Here is a 25,284-nt window from a genome sequence, read left to right on the forward strand (position 1 = left end):
TATGCAAAAGTTATTGATTCCATCGTTGCTCGGCCTGGCGATCTTTGCCGGCGCCGCCAACGCCGCCGCGCCGCTGCGTCCGCCCCAGGGCTATTTCGCCCCGATCGAAGCGTTCAAGACCGGCGACTTCAAGGAAAACTGCGACACCATGCCCACGCCCTACACCGGGCCATTGCAGTTTCGCAGCAAATACGAAGGCTCCGACAAGGCACGTTCCACGCTGAACCTGCAGTCGGAAAAAGCCTTTCGCGACAGCACCGCCGACATCACCAAGCTGGAAAAAGACACCAGCAAGCGGGTGATGCAGTTCATGCGCGACGGCCGTCCGCAGCAGCTTGAATGCACACTGAACTGGTTGGTGTCGTGGGCCAAGGCCGACGCCTTGATGTCCAAGGACTTCAACCACACCGGCAAGTCCATGCGCAAATGGGCACTGGGCAGCATGGCCTCGGCCTATGTGCGCCTGAAGTTCTCCGACTCGCACCCGCTGGCCAATCACCAGCAGGAATCGCAGTTGATCGAAGCCTGGTTCAACAAACTCGCCGACCAGGTGGTGAGCGACTGGGACAACCTGCCGCTGGAAAAAACCAACAACCATTCCTACTGGGCCGCCTGGTCGGTGATGGCCACGTCCGTCGCCACCAACCGTCGCGACCTGTTTGACTGGGCCGTGAAGGAATACAAGGTCGGCGTGAACCAGGTCGACGACCAGGGCTTTTTGCCGAATGAATTGAAGCGCCAGCAACGCGCCCTGTCGTACCACAACTACGCCCTGCCGCCGCTGTCGATGATCGCCAGTTTCGCGCTGGTGAACGGTGTGGACCTGCGCCAGGAAAACAACAGCGCGCTCAAGCGCCTGGGCGACAAAGTGCTGGCCGGGGTCAAGGACCCGGAGATCTTCGAGCAGAAGAACGGCAAAGAGCAGGACATGAAGGACCTGAAACAGGACATGAAATTTGCCTGGCTCGAACCCTTCTGCACCCTCTACACCTGCGCCCCGGACGTGATCGAGCGCAAGCACGGCATGCAACCGTTCAAGACCTTCCGCCTGGGCGGTGACCTGACCAAGGTCTACGACCCGGCGCATGAAAAAGGCAACAAAGGTTCCTGAGCAAACTCGGTTAGAAATGTGGGAGGGGGCTTGCTCCCGATGGCGGTGTAACAGTCGCCATCTGTGTTGAATGACACACCGCTATCGGGGGCAAGCCCCCTCCCACAGTTTGAGCCGGTTTCTTCAGTGGGAATGTTGTACCGCCCTCCCCGTCTTTTCGTGGGGGGTTTGGGGGGGCTCTGGCCCTTGACTGTTGGTTAAACATGGAGAGATCGGGATGGTTTTCTCGTCCAATGTGTTCCTGTTTCTGTTCTTGCCGATCTTTCTCGGCTTGTACTACTTGAGCGGGCAACGCTATCGCAACCTGCTGCTGCTGATTGCCAGCTATGTGTTCTACGCCTGGTGGCGAGTGGACTTCCTGGCGCTGTTCGCCGCCGTCACGCTGTGGAATTACTGGATCGGCCTGAAGGTCGGTGCGGCGGGCGTGCGCACCAAGCCGGCCCAACGCTGGCTGCTGCTGGGCGTGGCCGTCGACCTGTGCATTCTCGGCTACTTCAAGTACGCCAACTTCGGCGTCGACAGCATCAACGTGATGATGAAGTCGGCGGGCCTGGAGCCGTTCATCCTCACCCACGTGCTGTTGCCGATCGGCATCTCGTTCTACATCTTCGAGTCCATCAGCTACATCATCGACGTGTATCGCGGCGACACCCCGGCCACGCGCAACCTCATCGACTTTGCCGCGTTCGTGGCGATCTTCCCGCACTTGATCGCCGGCCCCGTGCTGCGTTTTCGCGACCTGGCCGACCAGTTCAACAACCGCACGCACACCCTCGATAAATTCTCCGAGGGCTGCACGCGGTTCATGCAGGGTTTCATCAAGAAGGTATTCATTGCCGACACCCTCGCGGTGGTGGCCGACCATTGCTTCGCCCTGCAAAACCCCACCACGGGCGATGCCTGGCTCGGCGCGCTGGCCTACACCGCGCAGCTGTACTTCGACTTCTCCGGCTACAGCGACATGGCCATCGGCCTGGGCTTGATGATGGGTTTTCGCTTCATGGAAAACTTCAAGCAGCCGTACATCAGCCAGTCGATCACCGAGTTCTGGCGGCGCTGGCACATCAGCCTCTCCACCTGGCTGCGTGACTACCTCTACATCACCCTGGGCGGCAACCGCAAAGGCACACTGACCACCTACCGCAACCTGTTCCTGACCATGCTGCTCGGTGGCCTGTGGCACGGCGCGAACATCACCTACATCGTGTGGGGCGCCTGGCACGGCATGTGGCTGGCGATTGAAAAAGCCATTGGCCTGAACACCGCGCCGCGCAGCTTCAACGTGGTGCGCTGGGCCTTCACCTTCCTGCTGGTGGTGATGGGCTGGGTGATCTTCCGCGCCGAAAACCTGCACGTGGCCGGGCGTATGTACGGCGCCATGTTCAGCTTTGGCGAGTGGTCGCTGTCGGAACTCAACCGTTCCAGCCTCACCGGCCTGCAAGTGGCAACCCTGGTGGTGGCCTACGCCACCCTGGCGTTCTTCGGCTTGCGCGACTTCTACACCAACCGCCCTGCGGATAAAGCCAAACCGGCCGACCCGAGCCTGATCAAGGCGGTACCGGGCGACAACCCCGGCAGCATCCATCAGCCCGGTTTCAGCGTGGGTCGCGATGCGGCCGTGCAACCGGCCTACTGGACCGCTGACTGGCCACGCTACGCCATGCGCGCAGCGGTGCTGCTGCTGTTCGTGGCGTCGATTCTGAAACTGTCGGCGCAGAGTTTCTCGCCGTTCCTTTACTTCCAATTCTGAGGGAGCCGACCATGACCCGTTCATTACGCGTCCTCTATATCAGCCTGTTCCTGGCGCTGCTGCTGGCCCTGGGCGCCTGGTCGCTGCGCAGCTTCATGGGATTCAGCACCAACGCCGACGCGACCGTGCTCAACGGTCGCTGGACCAAGGCCGTCGAGACCCATTACGACGAAGAGTTCCCGATCAAACGCCTGGGCACCAACCTGTGGGCAGCGCTGGACTACAAGCTGTTCAACGAAGGCCGCACCGGCGTGGTACTGGGTCGCGATCACTGGCTGTACAGCGATGAGGAATTCAACGCCATCGCCAACCAGGACCAGAACCTGCAAGACAACTACGCGCTGGTCGAGGGCGTACGCCAGCAGCTCAAGGCCCGTGGCATCCAGCTGGTGATGGCGATTGTGCCGGCCAAGGTGCGCCTGTACCCGGAGCACCTGGATGAGGTGAAACCGGCGAGCATCCACGCCAACCTGTACCAGGACTTCCACGCCCGTGTCGCCGCCGACAAGATCGTCGCGCCGGACCTGCTGGGGCCGCTGCAACAGGCCAAGCTGGCTGGCACGCAAGTGTTCCTGCGCACCGACACCCACTGGACTCCGGACGGCGCGGAAATCGCGGCCAGGCAGTTGGCCAAAACCATCTCCGAGAAAACGCCGTTGAGCGGCGAGCCGCAGCGCTTTGTCACGGAGGCGGAAAAAACCGAGCCGCACAAAGGTGACCTGCGCCTGTTCCTGCCCCTGGACCCGCTGTTCGAAAACCTGATGCCGCCCAAGGAGCCCCTGCAAAAGCGCGTGACGCACCTGGCTGAAGACAAAGGCGACGACGCCCTGTTTGCCGACAGCGAGACCCCGGTGGCACTGGTGGGCACCAGCTACAGCGCCAACCCCAACTGGAACTTCGTCGGCGCGCTCAAGCAGGCCCTGCACAGCGACGTCATCAACTACTCCGAAGACGGCCACGGCCCGATCCTGCCGATGCTCAGCTACCTGAAAAGCGATGACTTCAAGAACAACCCGCCGCAAGTGCTGATCTGGGAATTTCCTGAACGTTATCTGCCTGTGAACAACGAAATCGGCGACGCCGACCCCGACTGGGTTGCGCAGCTCAAACAAGCCGGTATGCGCCAGCAAGACATGGCGTTGAACAACACCCTTAAAAAATCCGAGACGCCCGACCGGGCGCAAAACTGAAAGAGAGGTAACTCACATGACTTTCACTACAACTGCGCGCCATCTCGCCAAGTCCCTGGCCATCGCTGCCGGCGTAAGCTTCGTATCGATGTCCGCCTTCGCCGGTGGTGACGCCGCCCTGTACGGCCCCACCGCGCCAAAAGGCTCGAGCTTTGTGCGCATCTACAACGCCAGCAACCAGGAAGTCAGTGCCACCGTGGGCAACACCAACCTCAGTGAGGTTGCGCCACTGGCCAGCAGCGACTTCAGCTTCATGCCCGGCGGTGACTACAGCGCCAAGGTCGGCAGCCAGACCGTGCCGGTCAAACTGGCCGCCGATCACTACTACACCCTGGTCAACAGCGGCAGCGGCCAGCCGCAGCTGATCGAAGAGCCGCCGTTCAAGAACAAACAGAAATCCCTGGTGCGCGTGCAGAACCTCAGCGACAAGGCCCTGACCCTGAAAACCGCCGACGGCAAGACCGATGTGGTCAAGTCGGTGGCCGCCAAGGGCCGTGGCGAGCGTGAAATCAACCCGGTGAAGGTAAGCCTGGCGTTGTATGACGGTGACAAGAAAGTCGGCGATGTGAAGCCGGTTGCGTTGGAACGTGGTGAAGCGGCGGTGCTGTATGTCACCGGCACAGGTTCGAGCCTGTCGCCAGTGTGGGTGAAACGCCCGGTATCGACCCGCTGATTAGCTTTTGAAATTGACTCTGACTCAATCGATTCAAGGAGAAATACCGATGATTCCAGTAATCCTTTCCGGTGGCAGCGGCTCACGTCTTTGGCCGCTTTCGCGCAAACAGTTCCCAAAACAGTTCCTGGCCCTGACCGGTGAGCACACCCTGTTCCAGCAAACCCTGGAGCGCCTGGTGTTCGAAGGCATGGACGCGCCGATTGTGGTGTGCAACAAGGACCACCGTTTCATCGTCAACGAGCAGTTGAGCGCCCGCAAGCTCGAGTGCCAGCGCATCCTGATGGAACCCTTCGGCCGCAACACCGCGCCAGCCGTGGCGCTGACCGCGATGATGCTGGTCAACGAAGGCCGTGACGACCTGATGCTGGTGCTGCCGGCCGACCACGTGATCGACGACCAGAAAGCCCTGCAACGCGCCCTGGCCCTGGCCACCGTGGCCGCCGAGCGCGGCGAGATGGTGCTGTTCGGTGTCCCGGCCACCCGCCCGGAAACCGGTTATGGCTATATCAAGTCGGCCAACGACTCGCTGCTGCCCGAAGGCGTCAGCCGTGTTGAGCAGTTCGTGGAAAAACCAAACGAGAAGCGCGCCGTCGAGTTCGTCAAAAGCGGCGGCTATTTCTGGAACAGCGGCATGTTCCTGTTCCGCGCCAGCCGCTTCCTCGAAGAGTTGAAAAAGCACGATCCGGACATCTACGACACCTGCCTGCTGACTCTGGAGCGCAGCGAGCAGACCGCCGACACCGTGACCTTCGACGAAGCCACCTTCGCCTGCTGCCCGGACAACTCCATCGACTACGCCGTGATGGAAAAAACCCAGCGCGCCTGCGTGGTGCCGCTGAGCGCCGGCTGGAGCGACGTGGGCTGCTGGGCCTCGCTGTGGGCGGTCAACGAAAAGGACGCCAACGGCAACGTGAGCAAGGGCGACGTGGTGATCCAGGACAGCCGTAACTGCATGGTGCACGGCAACGGCAAGCTGGTGTCGGTGATCGGTCTGGACAATATCGTCGTGGTGGAAACCAAGGACGCGATGATGATTGCCCACAAGGACAAGGTCCAGGGCGTCAAGCAGATGGTCAACACCCTCAACGAGCAGGGCCGCAGCGAAACCCAGAACCACTGCGAAGTCTATCGTCCGTGGGGCTCCTACGACTCGGTGGACATGGGCGGGCGCTTCCAGGTCAAGCACATCTCGGTCAAGCCGGGCGCGTGCCTGTCGCTGCAGATGCACCACCACCGCGCCGAACACTGGATCGTGGTGAGCGGCACCGCCGAGGTCACCTGTGACGAGAACGTGTTCCTGCTCTGCGAGAACCAGTCCACCTACATCCCGATCGCCTCGGTGCACCGCCTGCGCAACCCGGGCAAGATCCCGCTGGAGATCATCGAAGTGCAATCGGGCAGCTACCTGGGCGAAGACGACATCGAGCGCTTCGAAGACATCTACGGCCGCTCGACGCCGATTGAACGTGGCGTGTCGGTGAAAACTATCGCGCAGTAACACGGTCGTAGAACAAGCCCCCACCCGGCCCACTGCGTCCCCTATCCGCAGTGGGCCGGGTGGGGGCTTTTTTTTGGATTGCTGGCGATTGTGAAGGCCCCTGCGCTTTTGCCTAGCCAGGATTAGGCGGCATATAGGGCGTCTCACCACGAGAGATGACTCGATTGGTCAGCCCCGAGCCAGGGCCGGTCCTGTACTGCAATGGGATGTCGAACTTGGTGTCCACATAGAAGATATGTGGGTAATCCGGGTCGCTCAACAGCACCAGGCCTGAGGTGTTGACCTCGAAATAGTTGGTCATTTTATCCAGCGTGTTGCCATATTTTCGCCGCCCGAAAATCAGCCGGGATATCTGCTCCGTTGGCCTGTCTTCAGGGGCCAGGTCCGTAAAGTAGTGCCTGCCCTGCCCTCGGGGCAGAGGGGTTCCGTTCAAATGCGTGGAGGATGGCTCGAAGGCGCGTTGCGCGGCGAACGAAGCCTGACGGTCTTGCGACGTATATTTGTAGAACACGTTCTTTCCTTTGACGGGCGGCTCCAGCTCAGCCTTTTCACCGGGAAAGGCTTCAGCCAACCTGGGCCGCTTGAACGTGGATTGCCCGGTCTGGCCGTCGCTGGACGTTGCTGAAGCCGAGGTCCCAGTCGCGTCTCGCGGGCGCTTGCTCGGTAACTGCTGCCCTTCCCTGACACCGCCGAGCATTCTGTTCATACGCCACTGGCCGTTGCCTGTCGGCTCCAGCAGCATCACCCTGGCTCTGGTCACCGGATTGATGACCCAGACAGGCCCTCCGGATTTGTAGACACGACTGATTTCGAAAACCCCGCGTTCACCCCCGCCTTCGCCGTAGCGCACATAATGCTGCTCCCCGACCTGGTAAGTACCGTCGCCCTTGATCGTGCAGCCCTCCAACAGGGCATCGGGCAACGCGTGTTCGCTGAAGTCAGGTAACCCGATATCGGCCTCGCTGAACGCCGGCACGATCACGGGAGGCCCTTCCTGGGGAAGCGTAAAGGGGTCGTCGACTTTCGCCCCGCCACTGATCGAAAACAGGGTGTTGAGCATGCCGTCGATCACCTTGGCGTTTCCAACCGCACGCTCTGCCTGTGTATCGCCAGAAACAGTTTTTTCGCCCCCCACTGCAGCTTCCGCAAGGCCTGTGAATACGGCCGCCGCAGCAGCAGGCGCGCCCAGAGGCGCCAATCTGGCCAACAATTGGGCAGCAACCGACAGGTCGTTAAGCCAGGTGTCGCGGGTGACTTCACTGTCGGATTTGATGGCAACATCCGCGTCGCTGTACATACGCTCGGCTGTCAGTTGCGCCATGTGGCTGAAAATATCGTCCTTGATGGCGAAATTGCTGCGGTCAATGACGGTACCTTCCAGATTATCGCTGGCGCCCGTACCGAGATGTTCCAGGGACACGTCGACGCCTTCCTTTGGGCGGCTGGGAATCAGCGCGATCAGCTCGGTCAGCGGGTTCACGGCGTAAAGCAGGTTCAGCCAAAAGGTATCGGCCCCCCTGTCCTGCCGATTTTCCAATGAGAAGTGCGATTCCAGAGCTTTTCGCGTTGATGCAGAACGGGCTTGGTCGGCGACCCACTGGTCCATTTTCTCCAGTGAGGCGAATGTAAGAAATGCGGGCCTGGCGCCCGGTATATAGAGGATCTGCCTGCCGTTGAGGCGGCCCTTCAAGTACTCGCGCGGGCCTGTGTCGGGCAGAGTGAAACGCAAAATATCAGTGGACTTGAATCCATTGATATCGAAGGCATGGACGTCCACGCTGCCGCTGACCGGAAACGGGGCCTTCAACTGTTCGACGCCCAGAGGCTGGTTTTCATCCACAGGCACGCCGCCTATCGCTTCCATCAGCCTGCGAAAATCATTACGGGAGAACTGATGCTCAGGGACCTGCAATGCCCGCTCGGCAGGCAGACTGTTCAATTGGGTTTGCAGTTGCTGACGCGCCTGGTAGATGAATTCGCCTTTCAGGACTGTTCGGTAGTCATCGGCATGATCTTTCCAGAAACGGGTAATTTTTTCGGTGACCTTCGCCTGCAAATCGTACTTCCAGACGCCGCGCATAAAATCCGACGGGGCCAGCGGAATTTGATTATGCGCGCCGTACCCTGATTTTTGACTCTGGCCGGGGCCGTCTTTATACAACCCGGCCTCCAGGTCCAGATTGCCCGGAACCCAATCATGCTCGGAAAAGTTGTTCAATACTGCGTCGGTCAAGCTGATTGAGGAGGCTGGCTCCTCATCCAGATGTTCCCAACCGGATGCGGTCGAGGCCGATTGCGAACCATGAAAACGGTTCAGGTAGGTCTTGTCGGCATCCACATGCAAGCCGGTCAGGTCGAACACAATTGCTTCAGCGCATCGCCTGGCTTCGGCGCGCACATCCGGGAGTGCAGCCGCCGCACTCATTGCAAGCTTGCTGAACTTGTCTTTCTCGAGCGAGGCCCTGGCGGCTTGCCCGGTATCGACCACAGGGGCATTTGAGCGTGCAGTCAACGGGACAGAACGGACAGGCTCTTGCGGCATAGACCGCACCGCCACCGGCTCTGGCGGATAGGCAGGCTCAATGGGAGCTGTCTGATGTTGCGAACGCTGAGGAGCGGTGATCATTGGCGGGGGCTCATATACGTTGACAGACCATCTGGTCTGGGAATTATCCGAAAGGACGTCATGACCTGAGTGTCAATCCGAGCAAAAAAACGCGAACACACTCCGTTAGGATTAATGTCTATTGCAGAACATTGCGCCCGTCATCCGCAGCGAGTTGGACACCGCTTTTTTTGGGACGTGTGGTGGCATCCCCATCAAACATGCACGCGAACGCACCAGCGACGTATCAGGCATTGCCCGTGTACTCACACTGGCTGTTCAGTCAGTAAGCGTTCGCGAGCAAGTCGCACCGCCGCTTCCACAGAGCATCTGCACTTGACTGAACGGCATCAGGGCTTGCCCCGCATTGGGCTGCGCAGCAGCCCCAAAACCATGTTCTGCGTAGTGTCACGTACACCGCGTTTTCTTTGATTGGGGGCGCTCCGCGCCCCAACGCGGGGCAAGCCCGCTCGCCACGGGAAGGTGGCTGCCTGAAACTTCAGGTTTTAAAATCAATAAGTTTGATAAGCGCTGGCTTGCCTGCGATGGCGTGCGAAAGCACACCGGATAGTCAACCCGCCTCCCCCACAGTAGGATGGTCCATCCATTCGCGAGGCGGTTTCCATGTTCTTCGGCGTTCTCCTGATCATCACCTGGCTGATCCTGCTGCTGCGCTACCCGGCCAAAGCCTTGCCGGTGTCCCTGGCCGCCGCCGCAGGCCTGGGTCTGGTCGCGGTGTGGGTGGTGTGGCTGGACAACCGCGAAGCCTCGCAACTGGCGCGCCTTGAACTGCGCATCGTCTACGCACCCCAGGAATGCCCCGCCGACCGCCCACTGAAACTGACCCTGAACAACGGCAACGACGTACCCCTCACCGAACTGCGCTGGCGCGTCGCCGCCTACGCACCGGGCGACAGCGTGAACCTGGCCGACAACGTCTACGCCGCTCCGCGCTATCGCGGCCCCGGCGAACTGCAGGCCGGCGCCACCTGGGACGACTGCCTGCCCACCCCGCCACTGCGCCCCGGTTACCGCGCGCAAACCCTGGAATTTCGTGCCGAGCACCTGCAAGGCAGTTTCTCGGACTGACAAAGGATTGACCCATGCCCAACGTACTCATCACCGGCTGCTCCAGCGGCATCGGCCGCGCCCTGGCCGACGCGTTTAAAAGCGCAGGCTTCGACGTGTGGGCCAGCGCCCGCCGCGCGGACGATGTCGCCGCCCTCGCTGCCGCAGGCTTGCGGGCCGTGCAACTGGACGTCAACGACAGCGCCGCCCTGCAGCACCTGGCCGAGCAACTGGGCGAGCTGGATGTGCTGGTCAACAACGCCGGCTACGGCGGCATGGGGCCGCTGCTCGACGGCGGCACCGAAGCCATGCAGCGCCAGTTCGAGACCAATGTGTTTTCCATTGTCGGCGTGACCCAGGCGCTGTTCCCCGCCCTGCGGCGCAGCAAGGGCCTGGTGGTGAACATCGGCAGCGTCTCCGGTGTGCTGGTCACCCCGTTTGCCGGCGCCTACTGCGCCTCCAAAGCCGCCGTGCACGCCCTGAGCGATGCCCTGCGCATGGAACTGGCACCGTTCGGCATCCGTGTGATGGAAGTGCAACCCGGCGCGATCAATACCCAATTTGCGAAAAACGCCGGCGCCCAGGCCGAACAGTTGATCAACGAACAATCACCCTGGTGGCCCCTGCGCGAAAGCATCCGCGCCCGCACCCAGGCCTCACAGGACAAGCCGACACCCGCCGGCGTATTCGCGGCGCATGTGCTCCAGGCCGCGCAGCGGCAACAGCCCCCGCGCCTGCTGCGCTCGGGCAATGGCAGCCGGGTGTTGCCGCTGATGGCGGCGTTGTTGCCCAGGGGCTTATTGGAAAAAGCATTGAAGAAACGCTTTGGCTTGAATGGGAGTTTATAAATGATCGACTACAGCGACTTTTTCGAAGAAGTGATTCAGACCCACATCGAGATCGAGCAATGGTTCGCCGGTGTCGCGCCGCAGGGCACGCTGCAACAGTTGCTGGCGCGCTTCTCGCCGGAGTTCACCATGATTGCGCCGTCCACCGGTACGCGCATGAATGCGGCCGGGGTCAATTATCTGTTTACGCGGCTCGGCGGGCAGCGGCCGGGGTTGAAGATCACCTTGAGCGAGCTGACCGGCATTGACCGGCACGCACGCGGGGCCATCGTCAGTTACCGCGAGCATCAGGTCGATGACAGCGGCACCCAGACAGACCGCCGGGCCACGGTGGTGTTCGAGAAGCTGGCCAGCGGCGCCCTGCTGTGGCGCCATTTGCACGAGACCTACTGCCAGGCCTGATCGGCCACTTCCCCAAGGCTGGCCCGCGCGCGCGGTCGCCAGCCCGCTCATTGCGCTGCAATACAATTTCGCTACAGAACTGAACGGGCGCTATGGGTACAGTCGCGTCCTGAATCCAGACTCAGCATCCTCAGACCCCTCTCGCGTTTGTCGTTGATCGTAGTCCGCCTCGATCCAATCACGCCCTTGGGTGACCCCTATCAAGTTTCCTAGCAGATCGCGCTCGTGTCGCATGCTATGCACCCTGTCCCTGGTGTTGATCGCCGGCTGTTCGGTAGCCCCCCTGCCGGCCTTGAAACCGTCCACGCCGCAGGCCTGGCGCAACACCCCGCCAGACCTGGCGCCGCGCAAGCCCGACGTCAATCAGTGGTGGCGCGCCTTCAACGACCCCGAACTCGATGCCCTGGTGGTGCGTGCCCTGCACAACAATCTGGAGGCGGGCGCGGCCATCGAGCGGTTGCGTGCCACCCGCGTGCTCAGCCGCAGCGCGCAGGCACCTTACCTGCCGTCGCTGGGCGTGAAGACCCATGATGCGATCAGCCCTGACACCAGCACCTCGTACTTTCTGATCGGCTTCGATGCACAGTGGGAGTTGCCCCTGTTCGGTGCCCGGCAGAGTGCCGAGCGCCTGGCCCAGGGCCATGAAACGCTGCTGCAGGCCGAGGTGCGCAGCGTGCAAGTGTCACTGGTGGCCGAACTCACGCGGCAGTGGCTGGAGCTGCGTTCGGCGCAACAGGCGCAGCTCAGCCTGACCCGCCAGCGCGACACCCAGCGGGAAAAACTGGCGCTGCTGCGGGTGCGCGAGCACCTGGCCCTGGCCTCGCCCGCCGAAGTGGCCGCCGCTGAAGTGGAACTGGCGCAGGCCGAGATGAGCCTGAGCACGCCGCGTCAGTTGATCAACCGCCACGCGCAACAGTTGGCGCTGCTGGCGGGCCAATCCGAACCTGAACCGCGCTGGCTGCAACCGCGACCGCTGCCCACCCTTGGCCCGTGGCAACTCGACAACCTGCCGGCGGACCTGCTGCGCACACGCCCGGAAATCGCCAGCGCCGAAGCCCAGGTGCTGGTCGCCGCCGGTGAGCTGGGCATGAGCCGCGCCGACATGTACCCACGCCTGAGCCTGGGCGCCTCGTTGCAGTGGTCGGTGAACATCGCCAGCAACCGCAAACGCACGCCCAGCGGCAACGGCATTTTCTCGGCCGGACCGGGCATCAGCATTCCGCTGTTCGACTGGGGCCAACGCGCCAGCGCCGCTCGCGCCAGCGACCACCTGCTGCAGGCCGCCCTGCTGGATTATCGCCAGGCCGTCCTGCAAGGCGTCACTCAGGTGGAAATGGCGCTGGGGGACCTGGAACAGACACGCTTGCGTGAACAGGCATCCCGCCAGGCACAGGCAGCGACGCAAGCACGCCTGCACGCCTTGCGACAGCGCACGCAGCTGGGGTTGATGAGCACGCTGGAGCTGGCGGGCGCCGAGGTGCAGGCGCAGCAGGCCCGGCAACAGGCCGACGCTGCCAGCACTGAACGGGGTATCGCCTACATCGCGCTGTACAAGGCGCTTGGTGGCGCGCCGTTGCCGGCCAGCGCAATCAAGGAAACGGACTGATGGTTGCGCTCGCCCGCCTGACCCTGATCCATGAATGGCGCCGCTTCCTGCCGGCAATCATTGCCGTGGGCTTCGCCGGGTTGCTGCAATTGCTGCAGGCCGCACTGGTGCTGGGCATCTTTGGCAGCGCCAGCGTGTATATCACCGGCTCCACGGCCGACCTGTGGGTCGGTTACCCCGGCACCCAGAGCGTCAACCTCGGCAGGCCCATCGACGCCGGCGTAGAGATGCGCTTGCGCATGGACGCCGATGTGGTGCGGGTGGAACCGTTTCGCTGGGTCGACGCCGATTGGCGCGGCGCACGGGACACCGGCGGCGTGTCGGTGTTTGTGTCGGGTATCGACGCGGGTCCCCAAGGCCTGATGTTTGAACGCGTGCTATCGACCGATCTGCGCGCACGCCTGGACGAACCCGGCGCCGTGATCGTCGACCGCGCCGACCTCGACAGCCTGGGCGTCAACCTGGGGGACGCCGCAACCATCAACGGCCATCGCGTGCGCGTGGTCGGCATCGCCAGCGGCCTGCGCGCGCTGGGCGGGGTGAACGTGCTGGCGTCGCTGACCACCGCGCGACAACTCGACACCACCGCTCCCGCAGACCGCATTACCTACCTCGTGGCCAAGGTGCGCGACCCGGCTCAGGCCGAGGCGGTTGCCACACGCCTGGGCGACGGCGCCGCGTTCGGCAGCTACGCGGTGTGGACGGCACAACAGTTCGCCCAGCGCTCGCAGTGGTACTGGATGTTCGACACGGGCGCCGGGGCCGGCGTGCTGTTTCTGGCGGCCATCGTATTTCTGGTGGGCGCCGTGATCACCAGCCAGACGCTGGTGGCTGCGGTCGTCGGCTCGATCCGCGAATACGCCACCTTGAACGCCCTCGGCGTCGGCGTCACGGCCTTGCGCAAAGTGGTGATGGAGCAGGCGTTCTGGGTCGGGGCCCTGGGCCTGCTCGGCAGTTCGCTGCTGGCCGGGCTGTTCTTCGTGCTGGCCGGCTACTACAACGTGCCACTGCAGCTCTCGCCCATCGCAGCCCTGGCGTGCCTGCTGCTGAGCATGACCCTGGCCCTGGTGTCAGGCCTGGCGGCCATCCGCACTTTACGTCACGCCGACCCGGCGAGCCTTTTGAGATGACCCGCCCATGCGCATCCTGACCTCGGCAGCCCCTATCACCCTGCACGCCAGCGGGATCAGCAAATCCTTCACCTCGGGACGGGTGGTGACCCCCGTGCTGAACGACATCACCCTGGCGATACGCCCCGGCGAACTGACCCTGATCTCCGGCCCGTCCGGCTGCGGCAAAAGCACCCTGCTCGCGATTCTCAGCGGCCTGCAGCGGCCCGACCGCGGCAGCGCCAGCGCACTCGGGCACGACTTGGCCAGCCTCGACGCACGCGCCCTGGAGCAGTTTCGCCTACGGCACACCGGCTTTGTGTTCCAGGGCTTCAACCTGTTTCCGGCGTTGACCGCGCTGCAGCAGGTGGCGCTGCCGTTGGGCTACCTCGGGCTGCCGGCCAGGGAAATCCAGCAACGCGCCATCGAAGCGCTGGAAGAGGTCGGCCTGGGTGCGCGCCTGAAACTGCGCCCGGCCGAATTGTCCGGCGGCGAAAAGCAGCGCGTTGCGATTGCGCGGGCAGTGGCCAAGGCGCCCGAGTTGTTGTTCGCCGACGAACCGACCAGTGCGCTGGACGCCGCCAATGGCCACATCGTGATCGACATCCTGCACCGCATCGCCCGCACCCGGGGCACCACGGTGCTGTGCGTCAGTCACGACCCGCGGTTGATCAGCAATGCCGACCGGGTGTTGACCATTGAAGACGGCCGCATCCTCAACGACACCCCTTCTCCCTTCCAGCCGGCGACGATCGCCGGTGCCCAGGAACCCAGCGCATGAACCCACGTCTGTTTCGCCCCTGGCTGTTGTTGAGCAGCGCACTGCTGGTGCTGAGTGCCTGCTCCCGTGAAGACGTCCCGGCCAAGCCCGCTGCGGCGCCCCCGACCTATCTCGCGGTGGCGCGCGGCCGCATCGACGTGGAAGGCGGCCTGCTCAGGCTGGGCGTCACCCGTGACGGCGTGGTGGCCGAGGTCAAGGTCAATGAAGGCGAGTCCGTCAAGCAGGGCCAACTGCTCGCCACGCTGGACAGTGAGGCCGCGCAACTGGCGGTGGCTGCCGCGTTGGGGGAACAACAGCAGGTGGAGGTCCAGGCCAGGCAACTGGCCAGGCAACTCACGTTCGCCGAGCAGACGGCCACGCGCCTGAGCACGGCCGCTGCCGCCGGTGCTGGCGATAGCCAGAGCGCCGACGAGGCCCGCGAGAGCGCCGCGCGGTTACGCGACGCGCTTGAAAAGAATCAGGGCGACGCCCAGGCAGCCGCAAGAAAACTGACGGCGGCCCGCTACGAACTGACCCGGCGCAGCCTGCGTGCGCCCATCGACGCCGAAGTGGTCCGCCGCCTGATCCAGCCTGGCGCCGCCGTCTCCGCACAATCGGGCGCAGCATTCGTGTTGCTGCCCAACCAGCCACGCATCGTGCGCGCCGAGCTGAATGAGTCATTCACCGGCGTGGTGGTCCCGGGGATGAAAGCCGAGGTCACCGACGACAGCGTCAACGGCTCCACGCCGCTGACCGCCCACGTGGTGCGCATCAGCTCAGTGCTGGGCAGCAGCACCCTGGAAGACGACCCCCAGGTCAGAGCCAATATGCGCACGGTCGAATGCATACTCGCGTTCGACCAACCACCGCCGGCATCGCTGCGGGTGGGGCAGCGCATGCTGGTGCGGTTTGGGCCTTAGCTATCGGCAAAGGCTCCCCTGTGGCAGACGGGCACTGTGGCGAGCAGGCTTGTCCTGCGTTGGGCTGCGCAGCAGCCCCAAAACCAGGCGCTGAGGCGTATCAGGTACACCGCATTTGCTGGATTGGGGGCGCTTCGCACCCCAACGCGGGGCAAGCCCGCTCGCCACAAAAGACCGCCGTCACAGCTTGCTCGCCACAGTTCGCCAAGGTTCAGTGCCGCACTGGCGTCACGATCACGGTGCAGGTGATCCCGGCCGCCAACACAACACCCTCCGGCACTTGATCGATATGAATGCGCACCGGCACGCGCTGGGCCAGTCTCACCCAGTTGAAGGTCGGATTCACATCCGCAATCAGCTGCCGGCTCTCGGGGTTGTCGCGGTCGTAGATGCCGCGCGAAATGCTTTCCACATGGCCTTTCAAGGTCTCGCCGCTCATCAATTGCATATCGGCGCTGTCGCCCACCTTCACATGGGGCAACTTGGTTTCTTCAAAGAAGCCGTAGACCCAGAACGAGTTCATGTCCACCACGGCCATTTTGGCTTCGCCGATGCGTACATAGTCGCCGCGGTGCACGTTGAGGTTGGTGACGTAGCCGTCGACCGCCGCGAGCACCCGGGTGCGTTTGAGGTTGAGTTCGGCGGCCTCCAGTTGCGCCAGGGCGTGCTGGTAATCGGCCAGGGCCGCGTCGGCGATGTTGCTGGCGTCGTCGCGGTTTTCCCTGGAGATCACCAGCGCGTCGAGGTCGGCGCGGCGGTGGGCGTTGACCTTGCGCATGTCCCAGGTGGCTTTGCGGGAGGCCACCAGGGACTGCGCCTGCTTGACCGCAATGCGGTAATGCTCGGGGTCGATCTGCATCAGCAGGTCACCTTTTTTGACCAGCTGGTTATCGCGCACGGGCACCTCGATCACCTCGCCGGTCACGTCGGCCGCGACGTTGATGATGTCGGCACGCACGCGGCCGTCGCGGGTCCAGGGTGTGTCCATGTAGTGCACCCACAGCGTGCGGCCAATCCAGATCGCCAGCGCCAATACCAGCAAGGTGGCGAGCAGGCTGAAAAACTTTTTCATCGGGGCATTCTCAACGGTAGATGCAGAGCGCCAAGGCGCCGAACAGGCAGACGAACAGGCTCAGGCGCAGCAACGCCGGGTGCCAGAAGAAACGGTACAGATCAAACCCCGCCATACAGCGATCCAGCGCCCAGGCAAGGCCCGCCGCGATCAGGAACATCAGGGTGATGCTTGGCATGTAGAGGCCGTGGAACGCGATTTCACGAGGCATGCAGCGGTCCTTGCGGGTCGAGCAACGAGGTGCGGATAAAGTGCAGGTAGCTTTTGATCCGGCGCAGGGCCGAGGTGTCGAAGTGCGGGGCGAAGGGTTCGTCGGTGGCCTGCACGCGGCTGATCGCGTGGTCGACGGCGATCAACCCGCGCTCCAGATTGCCGGCGTTGGGTTGCAGGAACAGGCGCATCAGCGCACGGCCCATCACGCGGATGGCCTGGCGCCAGGGTTGGGACTCGGCGTAGGCCGGGTGCACCGGCAGCATCGCCTGCTCGTTGCGCAACTCAATGATCGCGTGGCCGACTTCCTGCACCAGCAGCATCCAGCGCAGCAGGTCGCGTTGCACCTGCGGCTGCGCGACGGCGAGGCCGTAGGCCTGGTGCAGCAGGTCACGGGTGCGGCTTTCAAACCGTGCGGCCAGGCCCTTGAGTTTGCCACCGATGGCATACACCACTTGCTCGCGCAGGTCCTGTTCGAGGCGGCGCCACAGCCAGCGGCTGTTCGGCGGCAGGATGATCGCCCCGGCCGCCGCGCACACCAGCATGCCGATCACCATGGCCAGGTAATCGTTGATAAAGGTGTAGGGGTTGTAGACCGTGAGGTTGTCCGGCACCGAGCCGGTGCTGAAGAAAATCAGCAGGCCAAGGCCCACCCCGGCGTACTGCGGGCGTGAGGCGAGGAAGGCACCCAATACGATCACCGGCGCAAGCACCACGCACAGCAGCGGGAAACCGTCGATCCAGGGGAAGATGAAGAACATTTCGACAAACCCCACCAGCGCGCCGATCAAGGTGCCGCAGGCCATCTGGAACGCCATGCGTTTGGGGTTGGGCGTGGCGGCGGAAAGGCCGACCGTCGCAGCGGCGATCAGCGTCATGGTAGCTCCGCTGGGCCAGGCGGTGGCCACCCAGTAACTGCCCAGAACAATCAGGATAAACGCCGCGCGAATGCCCGAAGCGGCGCAGGCCAGCCAGTTGGTTTTTGGGCTGTAGGGTTCGTTCCCTTGTTCGCGCGCATGGCGATGATCGGCCAGGGACGCGTGGGTTTGCGCGTTGTTGTGCAGGTCGTCGACAAAGCGATAGAGCAGCTCGCAGGCGGTATGGAAGTCCAGTTGCTCGGCGTCGCCTGGGCTGCCCTGCTCAAAGCGCGCACGCAGGCTGCGCAGCGCAGTGGGCAGGTCTTGCCGATAGGCGCGCAGTTGCTCGGCAAGGCGTGCGGCGTCGGCACTGGTGAGGGCGCGGCCCGAGAAACCATCGAGGTGTTCTGCGAGGTCCTGCAGGCCCGGTTTGATTGCATCCACCGCATGATCGGCGGCGCCCGCCCGCAGTCGCGCGAGCAACTGATGCAGGGCGTTGAAGCGCGTGGTCAGGCTCATGAATTCGCTGTTGAGGCGGTTGAGCCGACCGTTGCGCCGACGCATGTGCGGGTCTTCGAACACCGTGACGCTGCGCAGCCCTTCCAGGCCCACGGCCTCGGCGATAAAACGCACATTGGCGGTTTCGAACCCATCGCGTTGGTAGCGCCCACGCAGGCCGTCGGTGACAAACAGCGCGAACATGCCAAAACGCTGATACAGCGCATTGCGCATCGCGGCGCTGGCGGTTTGCGGCAGGATCGCGGCGCTGACCAGCGTGGAGCAGAGGATCCCCAGGGAGATTTCCAGCACGCGCCACACCGCCGCCATGAAGGCGCTGTCCGGGTGCGCCAGCGCTGGCAGGCCGACCATCGCCGCCGTGTAGCCGGCCAGCACAAAACCATAAGCGCGAAAGTTGCGGTTGCGCGTCGCGCCCGCCGTGCACAGGCCAACCCAGATCGCCAGCGCGCCGAGGAACAGTTCGGTGTGCTGCGCAAACAGCGCAATCAGCAACACCATCACCGCCGAGCCGGCCAGGGTGCCGAGCAAGCGATAGAAACTCTTGGCGAACACCTGGCCGCTCTGCGGCTGCATCACGATAAACACGGTGATCATGGCCGTGCGCGGCTGCGGCAATTCCAGGCGCATGGCCAGCCATAACGTGAGGAACGCGGCGATCAGCACCTTGAAGATAGATACCCAGGTCACGCCGTCGCTGCGCGCCCAGTCGAAGAAACCACGGCGCCATTCAAGGGACTGCAGGTATTTCATTGCGGCGCGTCCTGCCCGGCGTCGAGGCCACCGCCCAGTGCCGTCACCAGTTCGGCATGGGCACTCAGGCGTGCGGCCTGCACCTGCTGCTCGACCTGCTGCTGGCGAAACAGCAGGGTCTGCGCGTTCAGCACATTGAGGTAGTCGGTGAGGCCGCGTTGGTAGGCGATGGTCGCGATGTCATAGGTGTTCTGCGCTGACGCCACCGATTGCGCGGCGAAAGAGGCTTGCTTGTCCATGGATTCGCGGCGGATCAATTGGTCGCTGATGCCCTTGAGTGCATTGACCAGGGTCTGGTTGTAGTGCGCTACGGCGATGTCATACCCGGCGCTGGCCTCCCCCAGCTCGGCACGCAACCGCCCGCCGTCGAAGATCGGCAAGGTGATCGCCGGCCCGAGGGTGTAGTTGAATGTGTGGCCGGCCAGAAAGGCCAGCAAACCGCCGCCGGTGGCCATGTAGCCAAGGCCGCCGACCAGGTCGACATTGGGGTAGAAACCGGCCTGCGCGACATCAATGCCACGTGCCTGCGCCGCGACCTGCCAGCGACTGGCGACCACGTCCGGGCGCTGACCGAGCAACTGCGCAGGCAGGCGCGATGGCAACTTCAGCGGCGCGGCGAGTGACAGCGTCGGGCGCTGCAACTGCGCGCCGTCGCCGGGTCCTTTACCGGCAAGCGCCGCCAGCTGGTTGCGGCCGAGGGCGATTTCTTCGTCGAGAGCGTCCAGTTGGCGACGGGTTTCCGCTAATGGGGTTTCAGCCTGGCTAACCTCAAGATGCGTGCCGATACCCGCGTCCAGACGCTTATTGGCCAGGTCGAGAATTTGCTGTTGCTGGGCCAGCGTGGCCGCCACGCTATCGCGGTTGGCGTAATGCAACGACCACTGGATATAGGCGCGCACCACGTTGTTTTGCAGCTCGAGTTGAGCCTGGCGCGCCTCGGCCGCGCGCATATGGGCCAGGTCGACGGCACGCTCGGTGGCATTGCTTTCGCGGCCCCACAGGTCAAGGGCGTAGCTCAGGCCCAGGGATGAAGTGTTGTCCCAGGTGGTCGACCCGCTCAGCTCGCCAGGGCCATAGAACTGATCCGTCGGCCAATGGTGGCGCTTGAGGGTGGTGTCGCTGTTGATGTGCAGGGATTCTGCCGACTCGGCAATTGCGGCCAGCGCACGCGCCTGACGCACTCTGGCGGCGGCCATGGCCATGCTCGGGCTGCTGTGGGTGGCAAGCTCGACCCAGCGGTTGAGCTGAGGATCGCCGTAGGCCTGCCACCATTGCGCGGTGGGCCAGTGCGCGTCTCGGGCGGCGTGCTGGATCGCCTCATCGGTGGCCAGGTCATTGGCGTTCAAGGACTGGCCTTGGGGGGCGATGCCTCCGGTTCCGATACAGCCGCTGATTGCTAACGATAAAGCCCAAACACTGAGAGTCTTCAGCTCTCTGCTGATGCGACGCGGCACGGCAAGCGAATTCCTGAGGTGGGGTGCGGGAGAGGCGGCGCAATTCTAGGCGGGGCGTTGGAGGAGGATAAGCTGGCATTCCTGTGAATCTTTGTTACCGTTCACGCGATAATCCGTTGGTAGGGATCACTGGACGGGGCCACTTTCTGTCACAATTTGTCATCTCCCCTGAGAACTCTCCATGGACACTTTGCAAAACATGCGCGCGTTCAGTTGCGTGGCCGAAGCCGGCAGCTTCACCGCCGCCGCCGTGCAACTGGACACCACCACCGCCAACGTCTCGCGCGCGGTCTCCAACCTTGAGGCCCACCTGCAAACCCGCTTGCTCAACCGCACCACCCGCCGCATCGCCCTCACCGAAGCCGGCAAACGCTACCTGCTGCGCTGCGAACAGATCCTGGCCTATGTCGAGGAAGCCGAGGCCGAAGCCAGCGATGCCCATGCGCGCCCCGCAGGGCAATTGAAAGTGCACACCATGACCGGTATCGGCCAGCATTTCGTGATTGACGCCATCGCCCGCTACCGCCGCACGCACCCCGACGTGACCTTCGACCTGACCCTCGCCAACCGCGTGCCCGACCTGCTGGACGAGGGCTACGACGTGTCCATCGTGCTGGCCAGCGAACTGCCGGACTCGGGCTTCGTCTCCCAGCGCCTGGGCATCACCTACAGCATCGCCTGCGCTTCGCCGGACTACGTCAAGGCCAAGGGCTGCGCCCATCGCCCCCATGACCTGCTCAACCACGCCTGCCTGCGCCTGGTCAGCCCGGTGATCCAGTTGGACAAATGGATCTTCAACGGCCCCGAAGGCCAGGAAAGCGTGGCGATCAACAGTTCGCCGTTTCTGGTGAACTCCGCCGACGCAATGAAAACCGCGATCACCAGCGGCATGGGCATCGGCCTGCTGCCGGTGTATGCGGCCATCGAGGGCCTGCGCAACGGCACGCTGGTGCGGGTGATGCCCAACTACCGCTCCCAGGAGCTGAACCTGTACGCCATCTACCCGTCGCGCCAGTACCTGGATGCGAAGATCAAGACCTGGGTGGAATACCTGCGCGGTTCGTTGCCGGAGATTCTGGCGGCGCATCAGGCGGAGCTGGTGGCGTATGAGCTGAGCGGCAGCCTCAGCGGGGCGCGGCTGGCTAACTGAGCTGTCCGCTATTTCAGGTGACCAGATCGCTATGGCTTAAGGGCTTGTTGTGGCGAGCGGGCTTGCCACAAGGCCGTTCAGTTAAGCGCAGATTCCCTGTGGCGAGCAGGCTTGTCCTGCGTTGGGCTGCGCAGCAGGCCCAAAGCCAGCCTCCGCGTAGTATCAGGTATACCGAGGGTTTCTTGATTGGGGGCGCTTCGCACCCCAACGCGGGGCAAGCCCGCTCGCCACAATAAGCCCACACATGTTCCTTGACTGAACGGCATTAGGGCTTGCCACAACAAAGCCCGCTCGTGCTGGCTGCGCGGCCTGACAATTGTCAGTGGGGATGTTAGCGTGCCTGGCATTCTTCCGTAGTCGATGAGCCCGCCTGCCATGAAAAAGACTGTCCTCGCCTTCAGCCGTATCACCGCGCCCATGATCGAACGCCTGCAACAGGATTTCGAGGTGATCGCGCCCAATCCCAAGCTCGGCGACATCAACGCGCAGTTCAATGAAGCCCTGCCCCATGTCCACGGTCTGATCGGCGTGGGGCGCAAGCTGGGCCGCGAGCAGTTGCAGGGCGCGAGCAAACTGGAGGTGGTGTCCAGCGTGTCGGTGGGCTACGACAACTATGACGTGGCGTATTTCAATGAGCGCGGGATCATGCTCACCAACACCCCGGATGTGCTGACCGAAAGCACTGCTGACCTCGCTTTTGCGCTGCTGATGAGCAGCGCACGCCGGGTGGCCGAGCTGGACGCCTGGACCAAGGCCGGGCAGTGGAAAGCCAGCGTTGGCGCACCGCTGTTTGGCTGCGATGTGCACGGCAAGACCCTGGGTATCGTCGGCATGGGCAATATCGGCGCCGCCGTGGCGCGGCGCGGGCGCCTGGGTTTCAACATGCCGATCCTGTACAGCGGCAACAGCCGCAAGACCGCCCTTGAGCAGGAGCTGGGTGCGCAGTTTCGCAGCCTGGAGCAACTGCTGGCCGAGGCGGACTTTGTCTGCCTGGTAGTGCCGTTGAGCGACAAGACGCGTCATCTGATCAGCACCCGGGAGCTGGCGCTGATGAAGTCCAGTGCCATCCTGATCAACATTTCCCGAGGCCCGGTGGTGGATGAGCCGGCGTTGATCCAGGCCTTGCAGAACCAGACCATTCGCGGCGCCGGGCTGGATGTGTACGAGCAGGAACCGCTGGCCGAGTCGCCGCTGTTCCAGTTGAGCAATGCAGTGACGCTGCCGCACATTGGCTCGGCGACCGATGAAACCCGCGAAGCCATGGCCAACCGCGCCCTCGACAACCTGCGCAGCGCCCTGCTGGGCCAGCGCCCGCAGGATCTGGTGAACCCGCAGGTGTGGAAGGGCTGACAGCACACACAGTGTGGGAGGAGGCTTGCTCCCTCCCACATTGGGTCGCCACATGAACGAAAAATCGGTTAAAGGCTGGCTTCTTCAAGTCGATAAAGGTTCATAGACTGTCTTCCCTGATCCACAGAAGGTTTTTATGCCCACCACCAAAGCCCGCGCAGACTCACTCTCGCTTCTGCTCTTTACCTTGCGCAGCGGCAAGCTGATGGCGATCAACCTGCTCAAGGTCAGCGAAATCATCCCCTGCCCGCCGCTGACCAAGCTGCCGGAGTCGCACCCGCACGTCAAAGGCATCGCCACCCTGCGCGGTAACTCGCTGGCAGTGATCGACCTGAGCCGGGCGCTGGGTGAAATGCCCCTGGCGGACCCCGACGGTGGCTGCCTGATCGTCACCGATGTGAGCCGTTCCAAGCAGGGCCTGCATGTACAGGCAGTGAGCAAGATCGTGCATTGCCTGACCACCGACATCCGTCCGCCGCCCTACGGCTCGGGCGGTAACCGTGCGTTTATCACCGGGGTGACTCAGGTGGAAGGCGGCCTGGTGCAGGTGCTGGATATCGAGAAGGTGATCCACGGCATCGCGCCGGCACCGATTGAAGCGGCGCCTACCGACTTGACCATGGACGAAGCCGAAGTACTCGGCAACGCCCGCATTCTGGTGGTGGACGACAGCCAGGTGGCCCTGCAGCAATCGGTGCACACCCTGCGCAACCTCGGCCTGACCTGCCACACCGCGCGCAGCGCCAAGGAAGCCATCGATGTGCTGCTGGAGCTGCAAGGCACCGTCGAGCAGATCAATGTGGTGGTGTCCGACATCGAAATGTCGGAAATGGACGGCTACGCCCTCACCCGCACCCTGCGTGAAACGCCGGACTTCCAGAACCTCTACGTGCTGCTGCACACCTCCCTGGACAGCGCGATGAACAGCGAAAAAGCCCGCCTGGCCGGCGCCGACGCGGTGCTGACCAAGTTCTCCTCGCCCGAGCTGACCAAGTGCCTGGTGGTGGCCGCACAGACCGTGGCGCAAAAAGGCCTGTAAAGGGTGACCGAGTATTACCAGTTGCTGCGGCGCGACCTCATGGGCAACTTGCCCGCGCCGCAGTGGCCGCCGGCTATGCGGCTGGAGCCTTACCGCGACGAGCTGGCGCCGGCAATTCATGCGCTGTTGCGCCTGACCGAAGACCAGGGCGGTGGTCGTGTCGCCAGCCTGGCGCAATGGCGCCAGTCGTTTTTCACCGATGCCGAGTTCGATCCTGCGTTGTGCCTGGTGGTCAGTCGCGCGAATTCCGTCCTCGGCGTGGCGCAATGCTGGACCAGCGCGTTTATCAAGAACCTGTCCGTACACCCTTGCGCCCAGGGCCAGGGGCTGGGCCGGGCCTTGTTGCTGCACGCTTTTGCAGTGTTCAAGCAGCGCGGCGAACCCTGTGTCGACCTCAAGGTACGCGAAAGCAACCTGCGCGCTCGACAGCTGTATGAAAGCGTCGGCATGAGATTCGTCCTGCGCGACGTGGTGCCTGACGCCTGACAACCACTGGCGCATAACTTGCTTCCAGAGAGTCTGAACGCTGGGTAGCGGTAAAAAACCGCCGCCGTTCAAGAGCGCCCTCTGACCTTGCCTGGTGACAGATACGCCATGAACACTCACTTTTCCTGCGTCGGTTGCGGCAAGTGCTGCACTGACCATCACGTGCCTCTCACCCTCGCCGAGGCCCGCCAGTGGGCGGCCGATGGCGGCAATGTCATCATCCTGGTGGAAGCTTTTCTCGGCAATGGCCTGGGCCTTCCGACAGACCAGCGCGAGCATGCCGAGCGCCGTTCGGTGGTGGTGCCCAGCGGCACGGCCGAGGCGTTCGTGGCGATCACCTTCGCCGCCTACAACGCCGGACGCTGCCGGAATCTTGACGAAGACAACCGCTGCGGCATCTATGAACGTCGTCCATTGGTGTGCCGTATCTACCCGATGGAGATCAACCCGCACATCCCGCTCAACCCCGGTGCCAAGGACTGCCCGCCGGAATCCTGGGAACAGGGCCCTGCACTGATCGTTGGCGGTGAACTGGTAGATGGGGAATTGGCCGAGCTGATCAAGCGTTCACGCCAGGCCGACCGCGATGACGTGCAGACCAAGGAGGCGGTGTGCGCGCTGCTGGGCATCTGCACCACCGCCCTGAAAGGGGATGGATTTACCGCGTACCTGCCGGATATGAACGCCTTTGCCCAGGCGATCGAATTGGCGATGCAACAGCCGGCAGAGAGCAACGAGTGGGTGTTTCATGTGTCGGCAATGGACATTGCCGAACAGATGCTCGATTCCGGCGCCCGGATTGCCACACAAGTGCCGGCCAATTACGCCTTTATTTCATTGCGCGCGTCCTAGCG

General features: G+C 63.2%; 22 protein-coding genes. 17 read left to right on the top strand and 5 right to left on the bottom strand.

The window, feature by feature from the left end:
• Position 1 precedes the first annotated feature (1 nt).
• From ACXX81_RS17840 to ACXX81_RS17860, 5 genes are all read left to right on the top strand, one after another.
• Positions 2 to 1,111 (top strand): mannuronate-specific alginate lyase, encoded by a 1,110-nt coding sequence (locus tag ACXX81_RS17840; RefSeq protein ID WP_209988839.1) that lies wholly within the window; start codon positions 2 to 4, stop codon positions 1,109 to 1,111.
• A 217-nt stretch (positions 1,112 to 1,328) separates the two neighbouring features.
• Positions 1,329 to 2,861, top strand: a complete 1,533-nt coding sequence (locus tag ACXX81_RS17845) for an MBOAT family O-acyltransferase (protein ID WP_015371217.1) — start codon at positions 1,329 to 1,331, stop codon at positions 2,859 to 2,861.
• Between the two features lie 11 nt (positions 2,862 to 2,872).
• Positions 2,873 to 4,051, top strand: coding sequence for an alginate O-acetyltransferase (locus ACXX81_RS17850; protein WP_458572140.1), 1,179 nt, complete (start codon positions 2,873 to 2,875; stop codon positions 4,049 to 4,051).
• Positions 4,052 to 4,067: 16 nt separating this feature from the next.
• Positions 4,068 to 4,724: an alginate O-acetyltransferase AlgF gene (locus tag ACXX81_RS17855; protein ID WP_209988831.1), complete on the top strand. Its 657-nt coding sequence runs from the start codon at positions 4,068 to 4,070 to the stop codon at positions 4,722 to 4,724.
• A 49-nt stretch (positions 4,725 to 4,773) separates the two neighbouring features.
• Entirely contained in the window at positions 4,774 to 6,225 is a 1,452-nt protein-coding gene (locus tag ACXX81_RS17860; protein WP_209988827.1) for a mannose-1-phosphate guanylyltransferase/mannose-6-phosphate isomerase, read from the top strand.
• Positions 6,226 to 6,337: 112 nt separating this feature from the next.
• On the opposite strand, the gene ACXX81_RS17865 is transcribed toward ACXX81_RS17860, so the two are convergent.
• Positions 6,338 to 8,851: a dermonecrotic toxin domain-containing protein gene (locus ACXX81_RS17865; RefSeq protein WP_458572141.1), complete on the bottom strand. Its 2,514-nt coding sequence runs from the start codon at positions 8,849 to 8,851 to the stop codon at positions 6,338 to 6,340.
• A 603-nt stretch (positions 8,852 to 9,454) separates the two neighbouring features.
• On the opposite strand from ACXX81_RS17865, the gene ACXX81_RS17870 reads away from it, so the two are divergent.
• The 7 genes from ACXX81_RS17870 to ACXX81_RS17900 all read left to right on the top strand — a co-directional run bounded on the left by ACXX81_RS17870 (position 9,455) and on the right by ACXX81_RS17900 (position 15,543).
• Complete coding sequence (locus ACXX81_RS17870; protein WP_209988821.1) at positions 9,455 to 9,919, top strand: multidrug transporter; 465 nt, start codon at positions 9,455 to 9,457, stop codon at positions 9,917 to 9,919.
• Between the two features lie 14 nt (positions 9,920 to 9,933).
• Entirely contained in the window at positions 9,934 to 10,746 is an 813-nt protein-coding gene (locus tag ACXX81_RS17875) for an SDR family oxidoreductase (protein ID WP_209988818.1), read from the top strand.
• A complete protein-coding gene (locus ACXX81_RS17880; RefSeq protein ID WP_209988815.1) occupies positions 10,747 to 11,148 on the top strand; it encodes a DUF4440 domain-containing protein in 402 nt (133 codons plus the stop codon). It begins immediately after the preceding gene.
• Positions 11,149 to 11,380: 232 nt separating this feature from the next.
• Complete coding sequence (locus ACXX81_RS17885) at positions 11,381 to 12,754, top strand: TolC family protein (RefSeq protein WP_458572142.1); 1,374 nt, start codon at positions 11,381 to 11,383, stop codon at positions 12,752 to 12,754.
• A complete protein-coding gene (locus ACXX81_RS17890; protein WP_209988811.1) occupies positions 12,754 to 13,884 on the top strand; it encodes an ABC transporter permease in 1,131 nt (376 codons plus the stop codon). The genes ACXX81_RS17885 and ACXX81_RS17890 overlap by 1 nt, the downstream gene beginning before the upstream one ends.
• Positions 13,885 to 13,891: 7 nt before the next feature.
• Positions 13,892 to 14,644 carry an ABC transporter ATP-binding protein gene (locus ACXX81_RS17895; RefSeq protein ID WP_458572143.1) on the top strand — a complete coding sequence of 251 codons (753 nt, stop codon included), beginning with the start codon at positions 13,892 to 13,894 and terminating at the stop codon, positions 14,642 to 14,644.
• Complete coding sequence (locus ACXX81_RS17900; RefSeq protein ID WP_231423000.1) at positions 14,641 to 15,543, top strand: HlyD family secretion protein; 903 nt, start codon at positions 14,641 to 14,643, stop codon at positions 15,541 to 15,543. The genes ACXX81_RS17895 and ACXX81_RS17900 overlap by 4 nt, the downstream gene beginning before the upstream one ends.
• A gap of 211 nt (positions 15,544 to 15,754) precedes the next feature.
• Here the strand turns inward: ACXX81_RS17900 and ACXX81_RS17905 are convergent, their stop codons facing one another.
• Genes ACXX81_RS17905 through ACXX81_RS17920 form a run of 4 tightly spaced genes read right to left on the bottom strand, consistent with a single transcriptional unit; the run spans position 15,755 to position 20,405 of the window.
• On the bottom strand, positions 15,755 to 16,615 hold the full coding sequence (locus ACXX81_RS17905; protein ID WP_458572144.1) for an efflux RND transporter periplasmic adaptor subunit: 861 nt from the start codon (positions 16,613 to 16,615) through the stop codon (positions 15,755 to 15,757).
• Positions 16,616 to 16,625: 10 nt separating this feature from the next.
• Complete coding sequence (locus tag ACXX81_RS17910; RefSeq protein ID WP_209988799.1) at positions 16,626 to 16,826, bottom strand: DUF1656 domain-containing protein; 201 nt, start codon at positions 16,824 to 16,826, stop codon at positions 16,626 to 16,628.
• Positions 16,816 to 18,951, bottom strand: coding sequence for an FUSC family protein (locus tag ACXX81_RS17915; RefSeq protein WP_458572145.1), 2,136 nt, complete (start codon positions 18,949 to 18,951; stop codon positions 16,816 to 16,818). The genes ACXX81_RS17910 and ACXX81_RS17915 overlap by 11 nt, the downstream gene beginning before the upstream one ends.
• On the bottom strand, positions 18,948 to 20,405 hold the full coding sequence (locus ACXX81_RS17920) for an efflux transporter outer membrane subunit (protein ID WP_458572146.1): 1,458 nt from the start codon (positions 20,403 to 20,405) through the stop codon (positions 18,948 to 18,950). Before ACXX81_RS17920 ends, ACXX81_RS17915 begins: the two co-directional genes overlap by 4 nt.
• Before the next feature lie 181 nt (positions 20,406 to 20,586).
• Between ACXX81_RS17920 and ACXX81_RS17925 the strand changes: the two genes are divergently transcribed.
• The 5 genes from ACXX81_RS17925 (at position 20,587) to ACXX81_RS17945 (ending at position 25,282) form a co-directional block, all read left to right on the top strand.
• A complete protein-coding gene (locus tag ACXX81_RS17925; RefSeq protein WP_209988790.1) occupies positions 20,587 to 21,555 on the top strand; it encodes a LysR family transcriptional regulator in 969 nt (322 codons plus the stop codon).
• A gap of 375 nt (positions 21,556 to 21,930) precedes the next feature.
• Complete coding sequence (locus tag ACXX81_RS17930; protein WP_209988787.1) at positions 21,931 to 22,905, top strand: 2-hydroxyacid dehydrogenase; 975 nt, start codon at positions 21,931 to 21,933, stop codon at positions 22,903 to 22,905.
• Positions 22,906 to 23,041: 136 nt separating this feature from the next.
• On the top strand, positions 23,042 to 23,944 hold the full coding sequence (locus tag ACXX81_RS17935) for a chemotaxis protein CheV (RefSeq protein WP_209988784.1): 903 nt from the start codon (positions 23,042 to 23,044) through the stop codon (positions 23,942 to 23,944).
• A 3-nt stretch (positions 23,945 to 23,947) separates the two neighbouring features.
• Positions 23,948 to 24,430, top strand: a complete 483-nt coding sequence (locus ACXX81_RS17940; protein WP_458572147.1) for a GNAT family N-acetyltransferase — start codon at positions 23,948 to 23,950, stop codon at positions 24,428 to 24,430.
• 108 nt (positions 24,431 to 24,538) lie between these two features.
• Complete coding sequence (locus tag ACXX81_RS17945; protein ID WP_231422995.1) at positions 24,539 to 25,282, top strand: YkgJ family cysteine cluster protein; 744 nt, start codon at positions 24,539 to 24,541, stop codon at positions 25,280 to 25,282.
• Positions 25,283 to 25,284: the final 2 nt, after the last annotated feature.

The organism is Pseudomonas sp. GNP013 (assembly GCF_054343995.1).